The organism is Acinetobacter sp. NIPH 542, assembly GCF_000369825.1.
GTDB classification, from domain to species: Bacteria; Pseudomonadota; Gammaproteobacteria; order Pseudomonadales; family Moraxellaceae; genus Acinetobacter; species Acinetobacter oleivorans.
On the sequence record NZ_KB850204.1, the window covers coordinates 25,668 to 47,363 of the forward strand.

The following is a 21,696-nucleotide window of genomic DNA, read 5'->3' on the forward strand; positions in this document are numbered from 1 at the left end:
GTTTAGTCCCAAACTGGTGCCCATGGCTCTGGGCTAACTTCACGACTGTTACGATCAAGTTCGGCAATCATTTGCATTTCAGCTGAAGTTAACTCGATATCCTGTGCTTTTAAGTTGCTAATCAGGTTTTCACGTTTAGTCGAAGATGGAATAACTGCAAAACCACGTTGCAATGCCCATGCAAGTGCAATTTGCGCTGTCGTTGCTTTATGAGCTGCTGCAATTTCAGTTAAAACTGGGTCTTGAAGCACTTTACCGTATGCAAGCGTCATATATGAAGTGACATCAATATTCTTCTCTTGTAAGAAATTTACAAGTTTATGGTTTTGAAGATAAGGGCTTAACTCAATCTGATTAGTTGCAATATTTTCAGCACCAATTGTGTCAATCGCTTGTTGGGTAAGCTCAATATTGAAGTTTGAAATACCAATTTGTTTAGTAAGACCTTGTTCTTTCGCTTCAAGTAAAAGCTTCATGATTTCAGGAATCGAAACGCCTAAATCTGGTGCTGGCCAATGAATCAAAGTTAAATCGACATGGTCAGTACGAAGCTTTTCTAAGCTTTCTTTTAAGCTTGGAATGAACTTATCTTGAGCAAAATTATCTACCCAGATTTTTGTGGTTAGAAATAAGTCCTGACGTGATACACCGCTTTCGGCAATGGCTTGACCAATCGCTGCTTCATTGTCATAAATTTGAGCAGTATCAATTACACGGTAACCTACGTCTAAAGCAGTTTTCACAGAATCAATGACTGCTTGTTCTTTAAGACGGAAAGTACCTAGACCAAAACGAGGAATATTCATGTGTTTACCTAAATTTGAATAATCATTTAACTTGATGTGCATTTTGCTTTTTTTATTGTTGCGAAAAAATAGATGAATAAGCAAAATATCTTTGATCATTAGTCAATAATGGAATAAGACATGAAATCAACAATTGAAGAACTCGTCGCGTTTATCGCAATCGTTGATACGGGTTCTTTTGTTGCGGCGGCAGAGCATTTAAAACAAACACCTTCGGGAGTTAGTCGATCTTTAACACGCTTGGAAGCAAAGTTAGATGTGACTTTGTTAGAGCGAACGACACGTAAATTGAAACTTACTCAAGAAGGGCAACAGTTTCTGGTAAAGGCCCGTAAAATCTTAAATGAACTAAATGCGGCTGAAGAAGAACTACAAAAATCTGATCAGGGTACTGCGGGACTCATTCGTATTGATTCAGCAACGCCGTTTGTTTTACACGTGATTGCCCCATTAATGCATAAGTTTCGAGAGTGTTATCCAAATATTGAAATTGAGTTAAATAGTAATGATCAGGTGATTGATCTATTGCAGCATAAAACCGATGTGGCATTTCGGTTTGGGGAGCTTAATGATTCGAGTCTGCATGCCAAACTGGTGTGTAAAAGTCGTTTATTTATTGTTGCGAGCCCAGAATATCTAGCGATTAAGGGCACACCAACACAGCCTGAACAACTCGAACAGCATGACCTGATTGGTTTTACCAGACCTGCCTATATTAATAGCTGGCCGATTAAAGTCGGCGATGAATATTTTTTCGCACAAGCAAATATTAAAGCTTCTAGCGGTGAGACGGTACGCCAACTCACGATTAGAGGTCATGGTATCGCACGACTATCTGAATTTGAAGTTTGGAAAGATATTCAAGAAGGACGCTTGATTGCATTATTCGAAGATCAAATTGAGCATCAATATCAAAGCATCCATGCTGTGTATTATCAACAAGAGCATCTACCAAAACGAATCCGTTTATTCATTGAATTTTTGGCAGAACAGTTAAAAGATGGTTTTAAAAGCGCTCTCTAAAAGTAGCATAACCATCAGTTGGAAAATGAACTTCTAAAATTGGAGTGATTTGTCCCTCTGATGAATGCTGGGCCAGAAAATAGCTTTTTTGCTGTTGTCGACAACTAAAATATAATTTGGAATAAGTCGAATTCACCATCACAACTTCATTAGAGCTATTACGCTTATATTGATAATGAGAAATCGTACCAGCCTCATCATCAGTGCGTTGCTCCATTTTATAGTCTTGTTGATTGGTCATTTTTAAATAACCTTCTATGAGGCTTTGGCAAACCGTATGTCTATACTGCTCGTTTTTTGGTTGTGGTTGGCAACCTGCTAAAACAATAGTAAATAATAATATAGCTTTTAATTTCATGATCTTGCTACTCTTTGAGTTGATTTATATAGCGTAAAGGTGTTCTATAAACCAGTACAGATACAGAAATTTTTAAAAAAGCAGCACAGAATGACTTTTCAATATCAGGTTCTTGCCAATCAATTAGCACATCGAATTTATCAAGATGAGCTCAAGCCTCATCAGAAGCTGATTTCATTACGAGATTTCGCTCGTCAGCACAGTATTAGCTTAAGCACGGCAAAAAGTTGCTATGAATTGCTTGAGGCGAGGGGACTGATTTATGTAAAGCCGAAATCAGGTTATTTTGTGGTTGCTCGTAGTCAATCTAGTCCTATTCCTGATAGCCCAGACTTTTTGTCTTTGCCTCGGCAAGTCTCAAATTTAGAGTTGCATAACCAAATTCAAGAAGCCGCCTTACAAAGCCATCTCGTACCGTTGGGTTCGATTCAGTTGACGCCGCATTTTATTCCGGTAGAAGGTTTACGTCGTTCTATTCAACGGGCTTTAAAAAATTGTCAGCCACAAGACTTTCTCTATTGTAATAAACAAGGACATGAGCAATTAAGAAAAGCACTTTCTGATCATTGGCGCGAAGACGGAATCTTCATTGCAACGGAAGATATTTTTATTACCAATGGTTGCATCCCCGCTTTGTCGTTAGTCATTCAGCACCTAACAGAAGTAGGCGATAGTATTTTAATTCCGACACCTACTTTCAATGGACAACTACAGCTTTTAGCAAGTTTAAAACGGCAGATTATTGAAATTCCAGCACATCATCGTGGCATTGATCTTGAACGTTTAGAATCATTGATGGAGCAGGGGTTGGCGAAGGTTTGCCTGATGACAGCCAACTATCAAAATCCTTTAGGATATTGTTTAAGTAATGCAGAAAAACAAAAGATTGCTGAATTAGCTGCAAAGTATCAGTGCTTTATTATTGAAGACGATATTTTTGGTGAATGCGGTTACAGCAACGAACGCCCGCTACCGATTCGCTATTGGGACCGCGAAGGCTATGTCATTTGGTGTGGATCAGTTTCTAAGTCGCTGTCGAGTGCATATCGGGTGGGGTGGTTTTGTTTAAGCTCAAAGCTACAGCATTTAAAACTAGAGCTACTGGCAAGTAATATTGGCGTAAATACACCGCTACAATTAGGCTTAGCTGATTTTATTTATAGCCGTGGTTATCGAGAGCATTTAGAGCAGCTACGACCAAATCTAATGCGGCAGGTCGAGCAATATCGAAGTTGTATTTTAAGAGCCTTTGACGGCCTTCCCATTGCGTTAAGTCAGCCAGAAGGGGGCTACGCACTTTGGATACAATTACCAAAGGAAGTAGATACCTTAGCGCTTTATTACACTGCGAAAGCTGAAGGAATTACCGTGGTACCGGGCCATGTTTTTGGTGAGGATGAACGATATCGGCACTTCATTCGTTTAAATGCGGGTCATGAATTAACAGCAGATGTCCGCCAAGCAATTAGTGACTTGGCGGAATGGTCACGACAACAGATGAAAAACGTGAGTTAGTTTTATTCTGCAAAGTCTGCTTTCAACACAATGCGGTAGCGTGCCTGACCTGAGTGTAGACGTTCAATTGCCTCATTAAGCTGTGACATTGGAAATAGCTCAATTTGAGGCGCAATTTTTTTGCGTGCAGCAAACTTTAAAAGCTGACGTAGTGCAGCAGGTGAGCCCGTAGGTGAACCAGTCACTGACTTAGCACCACCAATAAGAGAGCCAACAGAAACAGGAACAGGCTCAAGCGTAAGGCCTAAGAAATGTAAGGTTCCGTTTGGTGCCAGTGTTGCAATAAAAGCAGGCCAATTTAGAGTCACATTCACGGTACTTAGCAATAAATCGAATTTACCTTTTTGAGCTTTTACCGCGTCTGTATCGCGGCTATTCACGACATGGTCAGCTCCCATTGCTTTGAGTTCTTCTGTTTTATCAGGATTAGAACTAAAAGCAGTGATTTCACAGCCCCATGCTTTGAGTAGCTTAATGGCGATATGACCTAAGCCACCAATGCCAATCACACCGACATGATGTGTTGCTTGAATTTTGTGTTTAAGTAGTGGGTCAAAAACGGTAATTCCGCCACAAAGTAAAGGACCAGCACTTTCAGCGTCTAAATCTTCAGGGAGGGGAATAGCCCACTGCCAGCCTGCACGGACTTTATCGGCAAAACCACCCGCATGTCCTACGATTGTTGCAACACTTCCGCCTGTACAAAGTACTTGCTGACCACCAATACATTCATCGCAGGCTTGGCAACTTTCCGCGGTCCAGCCAATGCCGACACGTTGCCCGATTTGTAGACCTTTGGCTTCTGAACCCAAAGCAACAATTCGTCCAATAATTTCATGACCCGCAACCACAGGGTATACAGTTGAGCGCCATTCATTGTTCAAAACAGAAACATCAGAATGGCATAAACCACAGTATTCAACTTTTACCTCAACCTGATGCGGTTGTAATTCACCTGCATCAAATTGATAGGGAACCAGTTTTTCACCTGCTTGCATTGCGGCATAAGCCTGAATCGTATTATTGCTCATCGGAAACTCCTTAAGCGGATTTGGACCGTTCGAGTGGGTTATGAAGCTTTAAATTGACAATCGTTTTCATGATCATCGACCATGCCTACTGCTTGCATAAAAGCATAGCAAGTGGTTGGGCCGACAAATTTGAAGCCATTCTTTTTAAGAGTCTTGGAAAGTTTTACGCTGAGTTCAGTTTGTGCAGGAGCCTTACGATAATCTACAACATCATTGTGTTGTGGAGCTGCATCTACAAACTGCCAAAGCCATTTAGGAACGTCACCGACTTGTGCTTTGAGTGCTTGCCAAGCAATTGCATTATCACGAATAGCTTTGAGTTTGCCTAAGTGGCGAATTAAGCCTGCATCGGATAATTTTAATTCTAAAAAATCATCTGTGAATGAAGCAATTTCTGCAATCGGATGATTAAAAAAGTGCTGACGGTAGCTTTCTCTTTTCTTCAGTACAGTAATCCAAGATAAACCAGCTTGCTGACCTTCAAGGCAAAGCATTTCAAATAAACGTGCTTCGTCATGTTCCGGTTTGCCCCATTCTTCATCATGGTAGGCAATATAGAGTGGATCGTCGGAACACCATCCGCAACGTTGAGTTTTCATGATAATGCTCCTTATATTTATCTTAGAATTTTAAAGTTTAAACAGCACCCATTCATTTGGGCGAGTATCCCAATAATACAGTTCAGCTTGAGTTAAGTCTTCAAACTTTAGCCAAAAGTCTTTACCAACTTTATCTGAAAAACCGGTACTGATTAGCAGGGCATCATCACTGATTTCCATGATCCAGCCTTGATAGCTATTGCCATTTAAAATGATCTTTTGCTGGTTGCCAGACTCGGCAAACTCTACTAAGCGATTGATCAGCGCTTCCGACATAAAATGTTCCTAGCGTAAATATGAATAAGGATTAACAGCACCACGTCCTTTACCATCTAGGTAAAGACCATAATGAAGATGAGGTGAAGTATAACGTGCATTGCCCGTATTGCCGACATAGCCAATTAGATCGCCTTTTTTGACATAGTCACCCACATTTAAGCCACGTTTGTGGTCATCAAGGTGGGCATAATAATGCCATGTTCCAGCTGGACCTAAAATCCAGATGACTTTGCCACCTAAGTTATTATTGCGAAGATCTGCAACCAGTCCTTCGGTTGCACTGTACACTTTGGTTCCACGTGGAGCCAAAATATCAATTCCTTCGTGACTACGACCTTGACTGCGAGCAGCTCCCCATGTGTCTTTTAACTCATCTCGATCGACACCTTTCACTGGTACAGGCAGTCGATTTGGAAGCTGCATACTTTTAAGTTTATTAACTTGAGCAGGTGGAAGTGGGGCAGGTTTTTTAGGTGCACTGGCACAGGCCGCCAATAGGATAATCAGAAAACCAAGTGAGAAATGAGAAACAAAACGTCGCACAAAATACTCCCTGTCACAGTCATATCAAAATTATTTTGCTCACTATGTCACGAACGGCTTGTCGAGATCAATTTTTTCATGGCGGTTGGTACACCTTTAGCAATAGCTTGTTCTGGGCTCAACCATTGGCCTTCAAGTTCAATTGACAGATGTTCTTTTTGATCAGGTTCCACGTGGAACATGTGAGCATTAAGTAACCATGTGAAGTGAGTGAAGCTATGACTGATCTGAAAAGTTTGCGGTTGAGGATGTAATTTAAATTGCTGGCTTAAGCTCAGTCGCTCATGTTCATTTTCTAAAATAGGTAAGCAGAATAAACCACCCCATAGACCATGGGCTTGGCGTTGTTGCCAGAACCATTCATCTTCGCACTGGATGATAAGAACATCTGCTGTTCTAACAGGCGGTGTTTTTTTCGGTTTCTTAAAAGGTAATTCTTGTTCTAAACCTTGCTGATAAGCTTTGCAATGTTCTTGCATTGGACAATATAAACAAAGCGGTTTTTTAGGCGTACAAATGGTTGCACCCAAGTCCATAATCGCTTGCGTGTAGTCATGGTTACGATGTGTCGGGCAAAGCTCTTCAGCGAGTTTCCACATTTCACGTTCGTGCTGTGGTTTGCTTAAATCATCTTCAATGGCAAAGAAACGGGCTAAGACACGTTTCACGTTGCCATCCATAATGACGCCGTACTGACGTAGACCCAAAGACATGAGTGCACCTGCGGTAGAGGGACCAATGCCGGGTAGTGCAATCCATTCTTCTAGTGTTTCAGGAAACTTGCCTTGCTGAGTGACAAGGCCAGCAGCTTTATGCAAATTGCGTGCACGAGCGTAATAGCCCAGACCCGCCCAATAAGGCGCTACTTCATCCCAAGTTGCATGACCTAATGTCTCTACAGTTGGGAAGCGCTCCATAAAGCGGTCAAAATATTGCAGAACCGTTTTCACCTGAGTCTGCTGCAACATAATTTCAGAAACCCAAACTTTGTATGGATCATCTGCAACTTGCCAAGGCAAATCGTGACGACCATGTTGATCGAACCAGTTTAAAAGGGCATCAGAAAAAGAAAATTCAGGCATGAACAGCTATAGAAGAGAAGTAAGGGCTAAATTATAGCTGAAATTTAGATGAAATTTTGTTTAAAGCAGGCGAACAGCGAGAGTATGTTAAAACAGAGATTACCTAATAATGAGTAACCTCTGCTTCATGTATAAAAAGGACTAATCCTTTTGTACACCCCAACGTTGGTCAAGTTTCAACGGCTGGTTTTTGTAGTACGGAATGACATGAATGTGGAAATGATCAGAATTTTGTCCGAACACTTCACCATCATTGAAGCCAATATGGAAACCGTCTGGTTGATGGCGAAGCTGTGTTTCGTGGCGAGCAATTTCAAGAAGTGTAAGCAAGCCTTGATGTTCTTTAGAAGTAATATCAAAAAAAGAACGAACATGGCGTAGTGGCGTTACCACACAGTGGCCTTTAGATAGCGGATTAGAATCAGGCAAAATTACAGCAAATTCATTCTTATCAATGATGTCATATTCATCAAATTCGCAATACGGACATTTCTTGTCAGTCATTGTTGTATCCTCTCATGTTATTCCATTAAACCCCGAGTGCGGGAAATAAGACTAGGCTTTGCTCTAGCTCAACGGGAGTATAGTTATTGAAGTATGGTTTAAAAAATACAGTAAAAATATTGCAAAGTCATAAACATTTAAGGGAGCAAATGCGAAAAAACATTTGCTCCAAATTGGCTTCTTTTATTTTAAAGTACGATCTAACAACGCGTACATTTTAGCAAGGCCCTGTTTTTCCGCTTCGCTATTGTAGCCAAGGTCTACACCGTTCGCTTTAGCTTTTTCATCTGCAAGCGGGTTACTAAAGCCATGTTTAGCACCTTCTAAAACCACTACTTCATGTTTAACCTCAGCAGCTTGCATCTCTTTTTCAAAATTAGCAACATCTTCTAAGGTGACCATGCTGTCTAGTTCACCATGTAGTACTAAAACTTCACCTTGAATGTTGCCTTTTTGAGCAGGTGCTTTCGGAGCTAATGTAGCATGGAACGTTATAATTGATTTAAGTGGTGCACCTGAGCGAGCAAGGTCTAATACAACTTTGCCACCATAGCAGAAACCAATTGCAGCAAGTTTTTCACTATTTACTTCTGGTTGGGCCGCTAGAGTTTGAAGCGCTGCATTGGCACGGTCAGTAACCGTATCTAAATTTTCAAATGTCTGCATCATCCATTCATAGGCTTGAGCGGCAGTCGAAGTTACTTTTTTATCGCCATACATATCAATTGCAAGCGCAGCATAGCCATGTTCAGCAAGCTCGCGTGCACGTTGTTCCGTATATTCATTACGACCCCACCACTCAGGACCAACAATTACACCCGCAACAGGTGTTTCACTATCTGGAGCCGCAAAGTAACCAATTAAATGGCTTCCATCTGGTGCAGTATATTGAATTTCACGGGTTTTAATTGCTGTACTCATAACCTTAATCCTGAAATTTAAAGAGATTTAAACACGCTTGATTAAAGCATAAAAAGATAAAACTAATATAAATAACTGTGTAAGAATCTACATCAAAACAAAAGAGAGAAATCTTCAAGCAATAAAAAAAGAAGGAAACCAGTTCCTTCTTTTTAGGTGATCATGATTAAGTTACGTTCTGCCTCGGGAAATGAACCCAATTACAGCGAGAATTACAGCCACAACTAATAAAATCACGGCAAAGTCTTTAGATAGTCCTGCAACACCACCAAACCCTAATAGACTGGCAATGAGTGCAATCACTGCAAAAATTATAGCCCAACGGAACATATGCTGTTCTCCTTATTTTTTCATTGTTGTTTAACTATATAGCTTGTTTTTTGCACCGAATGTGTCGTTTATGTGGTTGAAATGTATATTAAACAATCATTTTGTGATGCTAGGAATACAGCTTCTTTTTTCGTACAGACGACTTCAATGTTATACTTAGTCACTGTTTCATCTCATCAGCTGTTAAAACATTATGTCTACCGAGACCTCACTTCGACCACTCTTCTGGAAAAACTATCCATTAGAGCAACTCACTCAAATTGAGTGGGAAGCTTTATGCGATGGGTGTGGTTTATGCTGTTTGGTCAAGCTTGAAGATGAAGATACCCATGAGGTGGCTTATACCAAAGTGGCCTGTAAGTTACTCGATTGTGATACAGGACGTTGTACCAATTATCCAAATCGTCAGCAGCAAGTGCCTGACTGTTTGCAATTAACCCCAGAGTCTTTAAAAACAATTCATTGGTTACCATCGAGCTGTGCCTATAAGCGCTTGAATGAAGGTAAAAATCTACCTTCTTGGCATTATTTAAATACAGGTTCGAGACAAAGCGTCGTTAAGGCGAAAAAGTCAGTTGCTGGACGTTGTCTTTCAGAAGTTGATGTCCATGAAGATGATCTTGAAGATTATGTCGTACGATGGGTGCGTTAATATGCTCATGATGGGCATTTTTAATTACAACGTATTATAAAGTAACATTTTCTCGTAAATTTTTTGCTCATCTCCGTTATATAACAATAAAAACAAAAGGAGATAAGAGTGATGAGACGATTAGCAACCCCCTTATTATGTAGTAGCTTTTTTTTGTTGATGGCTTGTGGGTCTAATAATACAAATTCAAAAAAACTTGAACAAAATACGTCTGCAAAAACAGAGCAGACCGCCTTAACTAAACAACCTTATCAAACTGAAATATTTGCTCAATTCAATGAACCTTGGGCTTTGACCAGCTTGCCTGATCAGCGTTTATTAGTCACTGAACGGCAAGGTAAATTAAAAATTTTTAACCCTAAAAATAAACAAATCTTGGATGTTCAAGGCGTTCCAGCAGTGAACTATGGGGGACAGGGTGGTTTAGGAGATGTTATTTTGCATCCTGACTTTGCTAAGAATCATTGGGTTTATCTCAGCTACGCTACAAAAGGGCAAGGCGGATCAGGGGCAGTGATTTCGCGTGCGAAATTAGATTTATCTAACCCCAATCAGCCAAAACTTACCGATATAAAGCAGATTTGGCAGCAAGTACCTAAAGTTTCAGGACAAGGCCATTATGGACATCGCATGCTTTTTGGGGCAGATGGTAAGCTTTGGGTTAGTTCAGGTGAGAGACAAAAGTTTGACCCTGCTCAAAACATGAAAAGTAACTTGGGTAAAATCTTGCGTTTAAATGAGGATGGTTCGACAGTTGTAGATAACCCTTTTTATAAGCAAGGTGGGGTCACTGCTGAAATATGGTCGCTTGGACACCGAAATCCATTAGGTATGGCTTTTGACCGCCAAGGACAGCTCTGGGTGGTGGAAATGGGGCCTAAAGGTGGTGATGAGCTTAATATCATCGTAAAAGGTGAAAATTATGGTTATCCAATCGTTTCAAATGGAGACCATTATTCGGGCCAACCTATTCCAGACCATCACACTCGTCCAGAATTTAAAGCACCAGAAATTGACTGGACTCCCGTAATCTCTCCGTCGAGCCTAATCATTTATCAGGGACAACAATTTCCTGCATGGAAAAATAAGGCGTTAATTGGCGGACTATCTTCAGAAGCAATTATTGTGGTGGATTTAGAGCATAAACCCGTGAAAGAAGTGCAAAGATTAGGTATGAAAAAACGTATTCGTGGATTACATGAAGCCCAAGATGGCTCGATTTGGGTGATTGAAGACGGCTCAAATGCGCGTTTACTGAAGCTAAGTAAGAAACCCTCTTAATGTGAACCAGCCTATAAATAACGGACGTGTCTCATAGATTCAAATTGTAGATTTCTGTGAGACACAATAGACTATAGTGAAAAGACGATAAAGCAATTTGAGATGTCAGACACCCATATTCCACTTCCTGAACGCCTGCGCCCGAGAGACTTGTCTGAAATTATTGGGCAAGATCATTTATTAGGTGAACATGCGCCACTGCGTCAAATGATTGATCAGGGACATTTGCCTTCTATTATTTTTTGGGGGCCACCAGGCGTTGGTAAAACAACAATTGCTTTGCTTTTGGCTCAAGCGATAGATCGCCCATTTGTGAGCTTATCTGCGCTGAATACGGGCGTAAAAGAATTACGTGAAGTGATTGCAGAAAGTGGGGATTTACTGACACCTGTGGTTTTTATTGACGAAATTCACCGCTTTAATAAATCACAGCAAGATGCATTATTGGGTGCAGTTGAAAAAGGCAAAATTACCTTAATTGGCGCGACGACTGAAAACCCATCTTTTGAGGTGAATAGTGCGCTTTTATCTCGCTGTCAGGTCTATACCTTAAATAGTTTAGACAGTGAGGCAATTCAGACACTCCTCAATAATGCACTTCAAGCCGATAAATTCTTAAAAGAGCGTTACATTCATGTTGAAGAATACGATGCTCTCATTCAGTTTGCAGCAGGCGATGCTCGTAAGGCACTTAATTTACTGGATTTAATTGCAAGTACGTTTGAGCCAGAAGTTGAAAACACGATTACCAATGCGGTGGTGGTGAAAGTCGCTCAGCAAAATATTGCGCGTTATGACAAATCGGGTGAGCAGCATTACGACCTCGTTTCTGCCTTTATTAAATCAATTCGTGGTAGTGATCCAGATGCAACCCTGTATTGGATGGCACGTATGCTCAAAGGCGGAGAAGATCCGGTTTTTATTGCAAGACGTATGCTGATTGCAGCCTCAGAAGACATTGGAAACTCTAACCCTAATGCGCTATTGCTAGCAGGTGAGTGTTTCCGCTCTGTACAAGCGGTGGGGATGCCTGAGGCTCGAATTATTTTGGGTCAAACTGCGGTTTATTTAGCAACGAGTGCAAAGAGTAATAGCACCTATTTAGCGATTAATAAGGCTTTAGATCTTGCTGAAAAAACGGCAAATTTACCTGTACCTTTGCATTTGAGAAACGCACCAACCAAGCTGATGAAACAGCAAGGCTATGGGATTAATTATCTCTATCCTCACGATTACCCTGAGCACTTTGTGTTGCAAGACTATTTGCCGCCTGAGTTAAAGGGAACCAAACTCTATGAATCTGCGAGAAATAAACGTGAGGTTGAAGGTGAGCGCTTACAGCAACGCAGATGGCAGCAGGAACAATAGTTTATTGATGCTTCTGCTCTAGTTCTTCAGTCACTTGACCATAAATCAATAGTGTAAATACACCTGTGCCGCCAATAATATTGCCAATGGTGGTGGGGACGAGGAAAGTAAATAGATAGTCATTAATGGAAGCCTCTCCTTGCCAGACGAGATAGGACATTTCTGTAGAACCCACCACTACATGGGTAAAGTCGCCTAGTCCTATCAAGTAAGTCATGAAAAAGATGAGCAGGAACTTATTAGTAACTGAGGGTAACATCCAGACCAACGCTGCAATTAACAGCCCTGACATAATACCTTTGAGCATATTCTGGGTTGCAGAAAAGGAACCGACATGATGGGCGAGTTCATCCAGTGCTTTGTCAATATCTGGAGTAAACAGGTGAGTAGTTAAGAAAAATAAACTCGCCAACGCTGTCCCAATGATATTGCAGAGAATCACAATGCCCCATAAGCGGCCCACTGCTCGTAATTTATCGAAGGTAAAGGGTTTGAATAAAGGTACAACAGTGGTGATGGTATTCTCTGTAAAGAGTTGCATGTGACCCAAAATAGCGATCAGGAACCCAATGGTATAACCGATATTGGTGATTAAATCGGTCCAAACAGCATCAGCGGGGAGGTAAGAGGCAATAATCGCTTTAAATACAAATGAAAAACTGATGACTAAACCCGCAGCAATCCCTGAAAAGATGAGTGCAGCCGTTGGACGATCCAGCTCTTCGGCACCATCACGGCGGATAATTTCATAGACCAAACGGGGTGACAGTTTTTCATGTTCTTCAACTGCCATTTTTTCACGCCAGCTTAAGGTTTTCTCGACCTTTTTTTCCTCTATTTCATGATCCATCAGGTTTACTCCTCACTGAATAAATAATTTATATTTCTTATTTTTATTTATTGATAAGGCAGTGCTTGGGATAAATCCAGTCGATTCCTAACAGCTTTATGTGTCTTTTTATAAATTGAAAGTGAAGTTGCAGCAGATCATCAGCAATAAGATTAAAGAAATGTATAAGCCCTTAACGTACGGATCAGTGCCATATAGTCACCTTGTGAGGCTTTAGAAATAACAGATTCGACTTCTGCCTGACTCCAGCCTTCTTTTAAGGCGGAATTGCTAAAGTTAGTTAATAAGACCAAAGGATTTTCACCAAAAAGGATTGGATGATTCGTTAATCTCTTTTCAAGCTTAGATATTTCCATAGCTTTACCCTAGTTTTGAAATTTAATTATTGTGAAGTGCTTAATGTTTTTTTAAATTTTAGTGCTTTTTTTTTAGATTGTGCAAGTCATAATTTAATTAAATATACAAATCTGTCTACTTTTTAATATCTCAAGTAATTAAATATAAAAAAACCGGGCTAAAGCCCGGTTTTTCATGAAGTTTGAACGATTAGAGAGCAGATAAATCTACGCCTAAACGAGCAGCAACTTCTTCATAAGCTTCAACAACACCGCCTAAACCTTGACGGAAACGGTCTTTGTCGAGTTTTTTCTTAGAGTCTTTATCCCATAGACGGCAGCCGTCTGGAGAGAATTCATCACCAAGCACGATACGGTCATGGAAAACACCGAATTCAAGCTTGAAGTCCACCAAGATCATGTTGCCTTCAGCAAATAATGCTTTTAATACATCGTTTACTTGGTAAGTTAACACTTTCATTTGTTCTAATTGTTCAGCAGTCGCCCAACCTAAAGCAATCGCTTGAGATTCGTTAACCATTGGATCGCCTAGACCGTCATCTTTATAGAACAATTCAAATGTAGGAGGAGTTAACTCTTTACCTTCTTCTACACCTAAGCGACGGCATAGAGAACCAGCTGCGTAGTTACGTATTACACATTCAACAGGAATCATTTGAAGTTTTTTAACAAGCACTTCAGTTGGAGAAAGCAATTTTTCAAAATGCGTTTCAATACCCGCAGCAGCAAGTTTTTCCATGATGAAGGCATTAAAAAGGTTGTTCACCTTGCCTTTACGATCTAGTTGTTCGATTTTTTCGCCGTTGAACGCAGAGGCATCATCACGAAAGACTAAAATCAGATGGTCGGCATTGTCTGTTTCATATACAGATTTTGCTTTACCAGTATAGAGCAAGGTTTGTTTTAACATGAGGGAACCTTTTAAAAAAATGCCTAGTAAACGACTAGGCTGGCCAATTTTGGTAAATCTGGTTTAACACTTCAGCAGCCACATCTGGGCTTGCAAAAGTGTTGTCTACATTAAATAGAGCAAGAGTATGACTTGAACCTACACCAGTAAGTTTAAGCACATAAGTATTGTCATTTACTTTAATCGTCGCCTGATTACTGCCTTGAGCGATGATGTTGTAATTTAAAGTACTTAATGTCGCTTTGGTGTATTGCCAGATCTCGGTCGTATTCCCATCAACTTTTAATAATGGGTTTTTATTACCGTCGGTCACAAGCTGAGGACGTCCAAGCGCAGTTGTCGTTTGAGCAGATGCATCTGCTGTTGCATTGTTACCTTGAGTTTGTTCAGGGCGTGGCAATGCAAAACGGTTACCACGCTGGTTTTCAAACTTCGGCGCGTGCTCGATAGCGAGCTGGTCAACAGTTGGTGCAGGATACAAAGGTGTCGCTGGTCGTACAGTTGCATCGGCAGGATACTCAAGCGGGGCAAGTTGCTTGGCATTTTTATAATCTAAAGAGTGATTATTAATTGCGAAGCGACCACAACCAGCTAAACTTAAGGCTGAAACTGCAAGGACTAAACCAAGACGTAATTGCATCATAAATTGCTCTTATTAAATAATTCCCGCATCTTTTAGGGCATTGCGGAGAGGTTCGCGATATTGCTCAGCGAGAGGAGTGAGTGGTAAACGAATACCTGTATCAATCAGTCCCATCTCATGTAGTGCCCATTTCACAGGAATTGGGTTTGATTCGCAAAATAGAATATTGTGTAAATTTGCAATCTTATTGTTAATCGTCTTCGCTTGTTGTTCATCTTTGGCAATCGCAACAGCGCATACTTCACTCATTGCTTTAGGTGCAACATTTGCAGTAACCGAAATATTACCGTCAGCGCCAAGAAGCATGAGTTCCCAAGCAGTTTCGTCGTCACCTGAGTAGACAGCCATCTTGCCGTTTAAAGCTTCGATTAATGCTTTACCACGAGGTACATCACCTGTCGCATCCTTAATACCAACAATATTAGGGATCTCTGCTAAACGTACAGCTGTATCGTTTGCAAGATCTACACCAGTACGGCCTGGTACGTTATAAAGAATAAGAGGTAGTTCTACGGCTTCAGCAATCGCTTTATAGTGTTGGAATAGGCCTTCTTGAGTTGGCTTGTTATAGTACGGCGTCACAAGTAAAGCTGCATCCGCGCCAAGATCTTTCGCAGCTTTAGTTAATTCGATTGCTTCACGGGTTGAGTTTGCACCAGTACCGGCAATAATTGGAATACGTTTATTGGCTACACGAATAATTTCTTTAATAACCTGTGTGTGCTCTTCCATGCTCAATGTTGAGGCTTCGCCGGTTGTACCGACGGCTACAATACTGTTTGTACCTTGTTCTATGTGCCACTCAACCAGCTTCTCAAGACCCTTCCAATCTACACCGCCGTCTTTCAACATTGGTGTGACGATTGCGACGATTGAGCCTTGAATGGTCTGTGCTTGCTGAGTCATTTTTAAAAATATCCTATTTATCCATCCGAATCTGAGGTAAGAAAAACAAAATGTGGGATGGTTGCAGTATTTTGATTGTCCAGTTCTAACAATAACAGATTGTTGAATGACAATTATGCAAATTATGACTGATCAGACGCATAAGAACAATACGCCTAACGGATAATCGCGAGGTAAACTTGAGGAAAAGATAGGATGTTTTCATTATTGTCAGCTGAGAGAGGCCAGTAAATATAACAATAGAGCCTGATTCGACTGGACCTTACTTAATATGTACTTTTTTTATGGCAAGATAGAATGCAATTTTCCCGGTTGGGATTGAAGATGACATGAATATGAATAAACAACCACAAAATGCGGTTTTAATCGTAGTTGATGTGCAAAATGGTTTTACACCGGGTGGAAATTTAGCAGTTGCCGATGCCGATACAATTATTCCAAAGATTAACCAACTTGCTGATTGTTTTAAAAATGTTGTTTTGACACAAGATTGGCATCCCTATAATCATATATCTTTTGCACAAAACCATTCGGGTAAGCAGCCATTTGAAACCATTGAACTCGACTATGGGCCACAAGTGCTTTGGCCTAAGCATTGTGTGCAAGGTACCCAAGATGCCGAATTTCATCCGAGTTTAAATATTCCGACCGCTCAACTGATTATTCGAAAGGGTTTTCATGCTCATATTGATAGCTACTCGGCTTTTATGGAAGCAGACCACGCCACAATGACGGGTTTAACGAGTTACTTAAAAGAACGCGGTATTGATACGGTTTATGTGGTCGGAATTGCCACGGACTTTTGTGTGGCATGGACTGCCTTAGATGCAGTTAAACAAGGTTTTAAAACTTTAGTGGTTGAAGATGCTTGTAAAGCTATTGATCTGAATGGCTCGTTAGAACACGCGTGGCAAACCATGCAGCAACAAGGTGTTATCCGTATTCAATCGACTGATCTGTTGAGTGGGCACTAAGTCTATTGGTCTAGTATTTTAATTTTTAGGGATAGAAAGAATGTCTGCATTACTGCGCTTTACCCAATTTATTCAAAAAACTTTTGCCCTATGGGTGATTGTGTTTGCTGCACTAGCGCTATGGCAGCCTGAATTTTTTGTTTGGCTCAAAGCTTACATTCCATGGATTTTGGGCATTATTATGCTCGGCATGGGAATGACGATGACTGTAGACGACTTTAAAGGTGTATTGCAAAGTCCTAAAGCTGTGTTGATTGGGGTGATTGCCCAGTTTGTGGTGATGCCCGGTTTAGCATATGTTCTATGTAAATTATTTAACTTACCGCCTGAAATTGCCGTTGGGGTTATTTTAGTGGGGTGTTGCCCCGGCGGAACAGCTTCAAACGTGATTACCTATATGGCCAAAGGTAACGTGGCTTTATCGGTTGCTTGTACATCGGTATCAACACTTTTAGCGCCAGTGTTAACACCAGCGATTTTTTATTTGCTCGCGAGTCAATGGTTAAAGATTGATGCAGCTTCGATGTTTATTTCGATTTTGCAGGTGGTGTTGCTTCCTATTGTGGTTGGTCTGATTTTAAGAACATGGCTCAAGCGTCAGGTTGAATCCTATATTCAAGTCATGCCATTAGTTTCCGTGATTGCAATTGTAGCGATCGTGGCAGCCATTATTGGTGGGAGCAAAGCAGCAATTTTACAGTCGGGTTTGCTCATTTTAGCTGTAGTGATCTTACATAATGGATTTGGATATTTATTAGGTTTTGCAGCAGCGCGATTCTTTAAACTACCGTATGCGGACAGTAAAGCAATTGCTGTAGAAGTCGGTATGCAAAACTCAGGTTTAGGTGTTGCGCTCGCAGCAGTACATTTTGCTGCTTCTCCAATTACAGCTGTACCAAGCGCGATTTTCAGTCTTTGGCATAATATTTCTGGTCCTGCACTTGCGACTTATTGGGCAAGTCGTACAGAGGTAGACAAACCCATTCAAGTAAAAGCTGACTAATTCACTAAAGAGGATGGGTTACTAACCAATCTTCAATCTCATTTTCAGAAATTACTTCAAAACCATGGCGCTGTAACAGTGCTGTGGTAATTCCAGTTCCCACAATTTTTTCCCCTTGAAAAGTCCCGTTATAAATTTTTTGACTGCCGCAAGAAGGGCTATTTTCTTTTAAAACCACACAGCTTGCTTTTATTTGCTGTGCAATTTCTAAAGTGCGGTAAGCGCCTTTTAAATATAAGTCTGTTACATCTAAACCAGATGAATCGGTAATTTTTGCTTTGCCATCAAGCACATCTTGACCTGTTCCGCCCACAATTTCTGCGGGTAAGCGAGGAGTAGTAAAACCACCTAATAACTCTGGGCATAATGATTGGGCTTTTTTATTGAGTAATAGCTGCTTAAGTAAAGTATTTGAACAAGATTTACCATCATATCGAACAGGTTCACCAGTTAAACAGGCGCTGACTAAGATCATAAGTTTTCCTAAATCAAATGGATGGCGGAGCTTATTGTAGAAATCATAAACAAAATTTGGAAACTGACCATTAATTTTAAAATTACTTAATTTAATATTACTAAAATTATGCAATTCATAATTAAGTTATGTATTGCATAATTTAATTGTTTTTAGTAGCATCTAATTCAAGGTAAATGGCCAATGGAGATCCAACAAGGATGTTGGTCTCCATAAATCTATAAATGATTTTTAGGAAAAGACGATTTTTAAGGGTTTATTGAAAAATCTCAATCGTACTTTTAGATAACAAAGGACAGTGTGTATGGAAAACAATCACCACATGGAACGGAAATTAATCATCAAAGGCTCTACGCTCATCATATCTTCATTTTAATGATTCGTTTTTTTCTCATAGGATGCGTTGGGTTAAGGCATTTTGACGGTTCAAATACTCACCCAATGATTACGTATTCTATAGAGAAAGGAGCTGAGTTCATCAGCAATAGAGATAAACGGAACAGGTAATCACCAGAGGGAAACTAGATGGATATTTTAGAGAACCCATTAGAATTATGCGGTTTTGCATTTATTGAGTTTGTTTCAAAAGAAAATGAATTAGATCCAATTTTTGAAACAATTGGCTTTTCAAAAGTAGCCAAGCATAAATCGAAAGAAGCGTACTTATGGCGTCAAGGAAATATCAATATTATCCTGAATTATCAGCCAGAATCTTATGCTTCATTCTTCTTTAATGAACATGGTCCATCTGCTTGTGCGATGGGTTTCAAAACACGTGATGCAGCAAAAGCTTTCCAAAAAGCAGTAGAGCTTGGTGCTGAACCAATGTATTCAAAAGTTGGGCCAATGGAGCTCAACATTCCGGCAATTAAAGGTATTGGTGGCATGCCGATATTCTTAGTTGACCGCGATATTTATGAAAACGACTTTACTTTCTTTGATGATGCTCAAAGACACCCAGTAGGTGCAGGCTTAAATGAAATTGACCATTTAACTCATAATGTCTACAAAGGCCGTATGGAGTATTGGGCAAACTTCTATGAAAAAATCTTTAACTTCCAAGAAATTCGCTACTTTGATATTAAGGGCGAATATACGGGCTTAACGTCTAAAGCATTAACAGCACCAGACGGCAAGATCCGTATTCCATTAAACGAAGATTCGGACAAAGGAAACGGCCAAATTGCAGAGTTCCTTTCTGACTTTAATGGCGAAGGTATTCAACATATCGCGTTTATTTGTGATGACTTAATTTCGACTTGGGATAAGTTAAAAGGCCTTGGTCTGAAATTTATGACACCGCCGCCAAATACCTATTATGAAATGTTACCAGAACGTTTACCTGAGCATGGTGAGCCGACTGAAGAGTTAAAACAGCGTGGTATTTTGCTAGATGGCAATACTAAAGATGGTCAGAAGAAACTGTTATTGCAAATTTTCTCTGAAAACATGATTGGTCCAGTCTTCTTTGAATTTATTCAACGTAAAGATGATGATGGTTTTGGTGAAGGTAACTTCAAGGCATTATTTGAATCGATTGAACGTGACCAAATTCGCCGTGGTGTTCTAGAAGCTAAATAAGCTGAGCTTTATTCCTGATCTAAAAAAACCAAGAGTTTGATCTCTTGGTTTTTTTATTGCTGTTGATTAGCGGCTTTTAATATATTGATTGATGAGCTTCACTTCATTTTTCAGGATTTCAATCGTTTTACTGTGTGGGTCGACTGGTAAAAACATTTCGCTATCTAGGGCGACAATACAAAATTCAATGCTCTGGTTTGAGTTAAACACAGGTAAACCCACCGCATTAATTCCCGTCAGTAAATCACCTTTTGCTGCCGACATTTCTTGCTGGCGAATGGTTTCTTTAAGCTCTGTAAACGCTTCCCAGTTTTGTGGTGCGATGTTTAGACCAAGCTCTTGATGTTTCTGCCATTCTGTTTCCATTAAGGGGCGAACAAAATGCTCTGGAAGATAGGAAGCAAATAAACGTCCCGCAGCAGAATTGACTAAAGGCATAATCGAGCCGACTTTAGTGACAATCGAAATAGGATGGTTTGATTCAATCGATTGAACAACTACAGGGCCTTTAGGCGACCATTTACTAATTTGTATGCCGCAACCAATTTTGTTTTGTAGGTCGTAAATTAAATGCTGTACCAGCTGTAGTGTGTCGCTATGCTGAACACAGTTGAGACCTAAGCGCCATGCCTGATCACCTAGGGCATATTGACCATCATCAAGTTGTTTTGCATATTCCATGCGAATAAGGCTGACCAGATAGCGGTGTACCTTGGCAGGATGCATTTCTAGCTTGCTCGATAGATCTTTGAGAATAATAGGTTGATTGTGCTCTAAAAGGGCGTTTAGTACAGATAAACCGACTTCAAGTGATTGAACCCCCCCAGATACTTTTTCTTCAATCATTTAAATACCCTTAATAAAGTTACTTCAGCTGTTAAACAGTGACGATCAAAATATAAATTGAAATTGCTGCGATTTACATCATGCCTGAGCCTAGTGCGAAATAGAAATCACCTTTTTCTATTAGCGAAATTGGCATGTTTAATAATCAACAATTTTCTAAAATCCCGACACTCTTATTTATAGCGCGATTTTCTAGAAATTTAGCAGTTTTAAATAATATAAATCGGCATTGATACAGAACCGTTCATTCAAACAATTCTAATCAATGCCGACTTTTTAGTTTGCTCTTTTTAAATTAGGTTCCTAATTCTGCTTCATGTAAGAAATGAGTGTGGTGCGGAGCACGTTTGGTTTTGCTCCATTCCTCTAGCATTTCAGCTTTCATTTCTTCTGTAATTTTTGCAATTTTTTCTTCAGCATGCACATCGTTATAAGTCAGTTCTAAACGATGGCCATTTGGATCGAAGAAATAAATTGAGTGGAAAATGCCATGGTTGGTTACGCCCAAAACTTTCACGCCATTTTCTTCTAAATGTTGCTTCGCAGCCATCAAAGCATTTAAGTCTTCAACTTCAAAAGCAATATGTTGTACCCATTGTGGGGTATTTTCGTCTCGGCCCATGTCTGGTTGAGTTGGCAATTCAAAGAAAGCTAAAACGTTGCCTTGACCTGCATCTAAGAATAAATGCATATATGGGTCAAAGGCTTTAGTTGAAGGCACATGATCTTCAGCAAAAGCTAAAATAAAGTCCATGTTGAGCATTTTTTTATACCACTCAACAGTTTCTTTCGCATCCTTACAACGATATGCAACGTGATGTATTTTTTTAATGGCAAATGTCATATTAAAACTCCTTTTT

The 21,696-nt window shown here is 40.1% G+C and carries 26 protein-coding genes; 8 read left to right on the forward strand and 18 right to left on the reverse strand.

Features of this window, described 5'->3' with window-relative positions; all coding sequences use genetic code 11:
- Positions 1–2: 2 nt before the first annotated feature.
- Entirely contained in the window at positions 3–806 is an 804-nt protein-coding gene (dkgB, locus tag F886_RS01135; protein ID WP_005300363.1) for a 2,5-didehydrogluconate reductase DkgB, read from the reverse strand.
- Between the two features lie 120 nt (positions 807–926).
- Between dkgB and F886_RS01140 the strand changes: the two genes are divergently transcribed.
- Complete coding sequence (locus F886_RS01140) at positions 927–1,829, forward strand: LysR family transcriptional regulator (RefSeq protein ID WP_005300365.1); 903 nt, start codon at positions 927–929, stop codon at positions 1,827–1,829.
- On the opposite strand, the gene F886_RS01145 is transcribed toward F886_RS01140, so the two are convergent.
- Positions 1,813–2,187 (reverse strand): hypothetical protein, encoded by a 375-nt coding sequence (locus F886_RS01145; RefSeq protein ID WP_005300368.1) that lies wholly within the window; start codon positions 2,185–2,187, stop codon positions 1,813–1,815. The two genes, F886_RS01140 and F886_RS01145, sit on opposite strands and share 17 nt — an antisense overlap.
- Before the next feature lie 90 nt (positions 2,188–2,277).
- Between F886_RS01145 and F886_RS01150 the strand changes: the two genes are divergently transcribed.
- Positions 2,278–3,702, forward strand: a complete 1,425-nt coding sequence (locus F886_RS01150; protein ID WP_005300371.1) for an aminotransferase-like domain-containing protein — start codon at positions 2,278–2,280, stop codon at positions 3,700–3,702.
- 2 nt (positions 3,703–3,704) lie between these two features.
- On the opposite strand, the gene ahr is transcribed toward F886_RS01150, so the two are convergent.
- The 8 genes from ahr to F886_RS19555 form a co-directional block, all read right to left on the reverse strand.
- Positions 3,705–4,733 carry an NADPH-dependent aldehyde reductase Ahr gene (gene ahr, locus F886_RS01155; protein ID WP_005300375.1) on the reverse strand — a complete coding sequence of 343 codons (1,029 nt, stop codon included), beginning with the start codon at positions 4,731–4,733 and terminating at the stop codon, positions 3,705–3,707.
- A 38-nt stretch (positions 4,734–4,771) separates the two neighbouring features.
- On the reverse strand, positions 4,772–5,332 hold the full coding sequence (locus F886_RS01160; protein ID WP_005300378.1) for a DNA-3-methyladenine glycosylase I: 561 nt from the start codon (positions 5,330–5,332) through the stop codon (positions 4,772–4,774).
- A gap of 30 nt (positions 5,333–5,362) precedes the next feature.
- Positions 5,363–5,608, reverse strand: a complete 246-nt coding sequence (locus F886_RS01165; protein ID WP_001287364.1) for a hypothetical protein — start codon at positions 5,606–5,608, stop codon at positions 5,363–5,365.
- 9 nt (positions 5,609–5,617) lie between these two features.
- Positions 5,618–6,154, reverse strand: a complete 537-nt coding sequence (locus tag F886_RS01170) for a M23 family metallopeptidase (RefSeq protein ID WP_005300382.1) — start codon at positions 6,152–6,154, stop codon at positions 5,618–5,620.
- A 47-nt stretch (positions 6,155–6,201) separates the two neighbouring features.
- Positions 6,202–7,236: an A/G-specific adenine glycosylase gene (mutY, locus tag F886_RS01175; protein WP_005300387.1), complete on the reverse strand. Its 1,035-nt coding sequence runs from the start codon at positions 7,234–7,236 to the stop codon at positions 6,202–6,204.
- Between the two features lie 141 nt (positions 7,237–7,377).
- Positions 7,378–7,740, reverse strand: a complete 363-nt coding sequence (locus tag F886_RS01180; RefSeq protein ID WP_005300389.1) for an HIT family protein — start codon at positions 7,738–7,740, stop codon at positions 7,378–7,380.
- 183 nt (positions 7,741–7,923) lie between these two features.
- Positions 7,924–8,661 (reverse strand): dienelactone hydrolase family protein, encoded by a 738-nt coding sequence (locus F886_RS01185; protein ID WP_005300392.1) that lies wholly within the window; start codon positions 8,659–8,661, stop codon positions 7,924–7,926.
- Between the two features lie 171 nt (positions 8,662–8,832).
- Entirely contained in the window at positions 8,833–8,991 is a 159-nt protein-coding gene (locus tag F886_RS19555) for a DUF1328 domain-containing protein (RefSeq protein ID WP_002053759.1), read from the reverse strand.
- A 193-nt stretch (positions 8,992–9,184) separates the two neighbouring features.
- On the opposite strand from F886_RS19555, the gene F886_RS01195 reads away from it, so the two are divergent.
- The 3 genes from F886_RS01195 to F886_RS01205 all read left to right on the forward strand — a co-directional run bounded on the left by F886_RS01195 (position 9,185) and on the right by F886_RS01205 (position 12,292).
- Positions 9,185–9,643: a YcgN family cysteine cluster protein gene (locus tag F886_RS01195; RefSeq protein WP_005300395.1), complete on the forward strand. Its 459-nt coding sequence runs from the start codon at positions 9,185–9,187 to the stop codon at positions 9,641–9,643.
- A gap of 108 nt (positions 9,644–9,751) precedes the next feature.
- Positions 9,752–10,924, forward strand: coding sequence for a PQQ-dependent sugar dehydrogenase (locus F886_RS01200; RefSeq protein ID WP_212749657.1), 1,173 nt, complete (start codon positions 9,752–9,754; stop codon positions 10,922–10,924).
- A 102-nt stretch (positions 10,925–11,026) separates the two neighbouring features.
- Positions 11,027–12,292, forward strand: a complete 1,266-nt coding sequence (locus F886_RS01205) for a replication-associated recombination protein A (RefSeq protein WP_005300400.1) — start codon at positions 11,027–11,029, stop codon at positions 12,290–12,292.
- 1 nt (position 12,293) lies between these two features.
- Here the strand turns inward: F886_RS01205 and F886_RS01210 are convergent, their stop codons facing one another.
- From F886_RS01210 to dapA, 5 genes are all read right to left on the reverse strand, one after another.
- On the reverse strand, positions 12,294–13,142 hold the full coding sequence (locus F886_RS01210) for a formate/nitrite transporter family protein (RefSeq protein WP_005300403.1): 849 nt from the start codon (positions 13,140–13,142) through the stop codon (positions 12,294–12,296).
- A 152-nt stretch (positions 13,143–13,294) separates the two neighbouring features.
- Positions 13,295–13,498, reverse strand: coding sequence for a hypothetical protein (locus F886_RS01215; RefSeq protein WP_005300406.1), 204 nt, complete (start codon positions 13,496–13,498; stop codon positions 13,295–13,297).
- A gap of 190 nt (positions 13,499–13,688) precedes the next feature.
- Positions 13,689–14,408, reverse strand: coding sequence for a phosphoribosylaminoimidazolesuccinocarboxamide synthase (gene purC / locus F886_RS01220; protein WP_004790203.1), 720 nt, complete (start codon positions 14,406–14,408; stop codon positions 13,689–13,691).
- A 34-nt stretch (positions 14,409–14,442) separates the two neighbouring features.
- Positions 14,443–15,048, reverse strand: a complete 606-nt coding sequence (locus tag F886_RS01225; RefSeq protein ID WP_081399090.1) for a lipoprotein-34 precursor (NlpB) — start codon at positions 15,046–15,048, stop codon at positions 14,443–14,445.
- Between the two features lie 15 nt (positions 15,049–15,063).
- A complete protein-coding gene (dapA, locus tag F886_RS01230) occupies positions 15,064–15,957 on the reverse strand; it encodes a 4-hydroxy-tetrahydrodipicolinate synthase (protein WP_005300412.1) in 894 nt (297 codons plus the stop codon).
- Positions 15,958–16,286: 329 nt separating this feature from the next.
- Here dapA and pncA point away from each other — a divergent pair, with 329 nt between their 5' ends.
- Both pncA and F886_RS01240 read left to right on the forward strand, forming a co-directional pair.
- Positions 16,287–16,931 carry a bifunctional nicotinamidase/pyrazinamidase gene (gene pncA, locus F886_RS01235; protein WP_005300414.1) on the forward strand — a complete coding sequence of 215 codons (645 nt, stop codon included), beginning with the start codon at positions 16,287–16,289 and terminating at the stop codon, positions 16,929–16,931.
- A 40-nt stretch (positions 16,932–16,971) separates the two neighbouring features.
- Complete coding sequence (locus tag F886_RS01240; RefSeq protein WP_005300416.1) at positions 16,972–17,934, forward strand: bile acid:sodium symporter family protein; 963 nt, start codon at positions 16,972–16,974, stop codon at positions 17,932–17,934.
- 4 nt (positions 17,935–17,938) lie between these two features.
- Here the strand turns inward: F886_RS01240 and F886_RS01245 are convergent, their stop codons facing one another.
- Positions 17,939–18,409, reverse strand: coding sequence for a 2-thiouracil desulfurase family protein (locus F886_RS01245; protein WP_005300421.1), 471 nt, complete (start codon positions 18,407–18,409; stop codon positions 17,939–17,941).
- A gap of 525 nt (positions 18,410–18,934) precedes the next feature.
- On the opposite strand from F886_RS01245, the gene hppD reads away from it, so the two are divergent.
- Positions 18,935–19,990: a 4-hydroxyphenylpyruvate dioxygenase gene (gene hppD, locus F886_RS01250; protein ID WP_005300424.1), complete on the forward strand. Its 1,056-nt coding sequence runs from the start codon at positions 18,935–18,937 to the stop codon at positions 19,988–19,990.
- Between the two features lie 66 nt (positions 19,991–20,056).
- Here the strand turns inward: hppD and F886_RS01255 are convergent, their stop codons facing one another.
- Both F886_RS01255 and F886_RS01260 read right to left on the reverse strand, forming a co-directional pair.
- A complete protein-coding gene (locus F886_RS01255) occupies positions 20,057–20,836 on the reverse strand; it encodes an IclR family transcriptional regulator (RefSeq protein WP_005300427.1) in 780 nt (259 codons plus the stop codon).
- 295 nt (positions 20,837–21,131) lie between these two features.
- A complete protein-coding gene (locus F886_RS01260) occupies positions 21,132–21,680 on the reverse strand; it encodes a VOC family protein (RefSeq protein ID WP_004790185.1) in 549 nt (182 codons plus the stop codon).
- Positions 21,681–21,696: the final 16 nt, after the last annotated feature.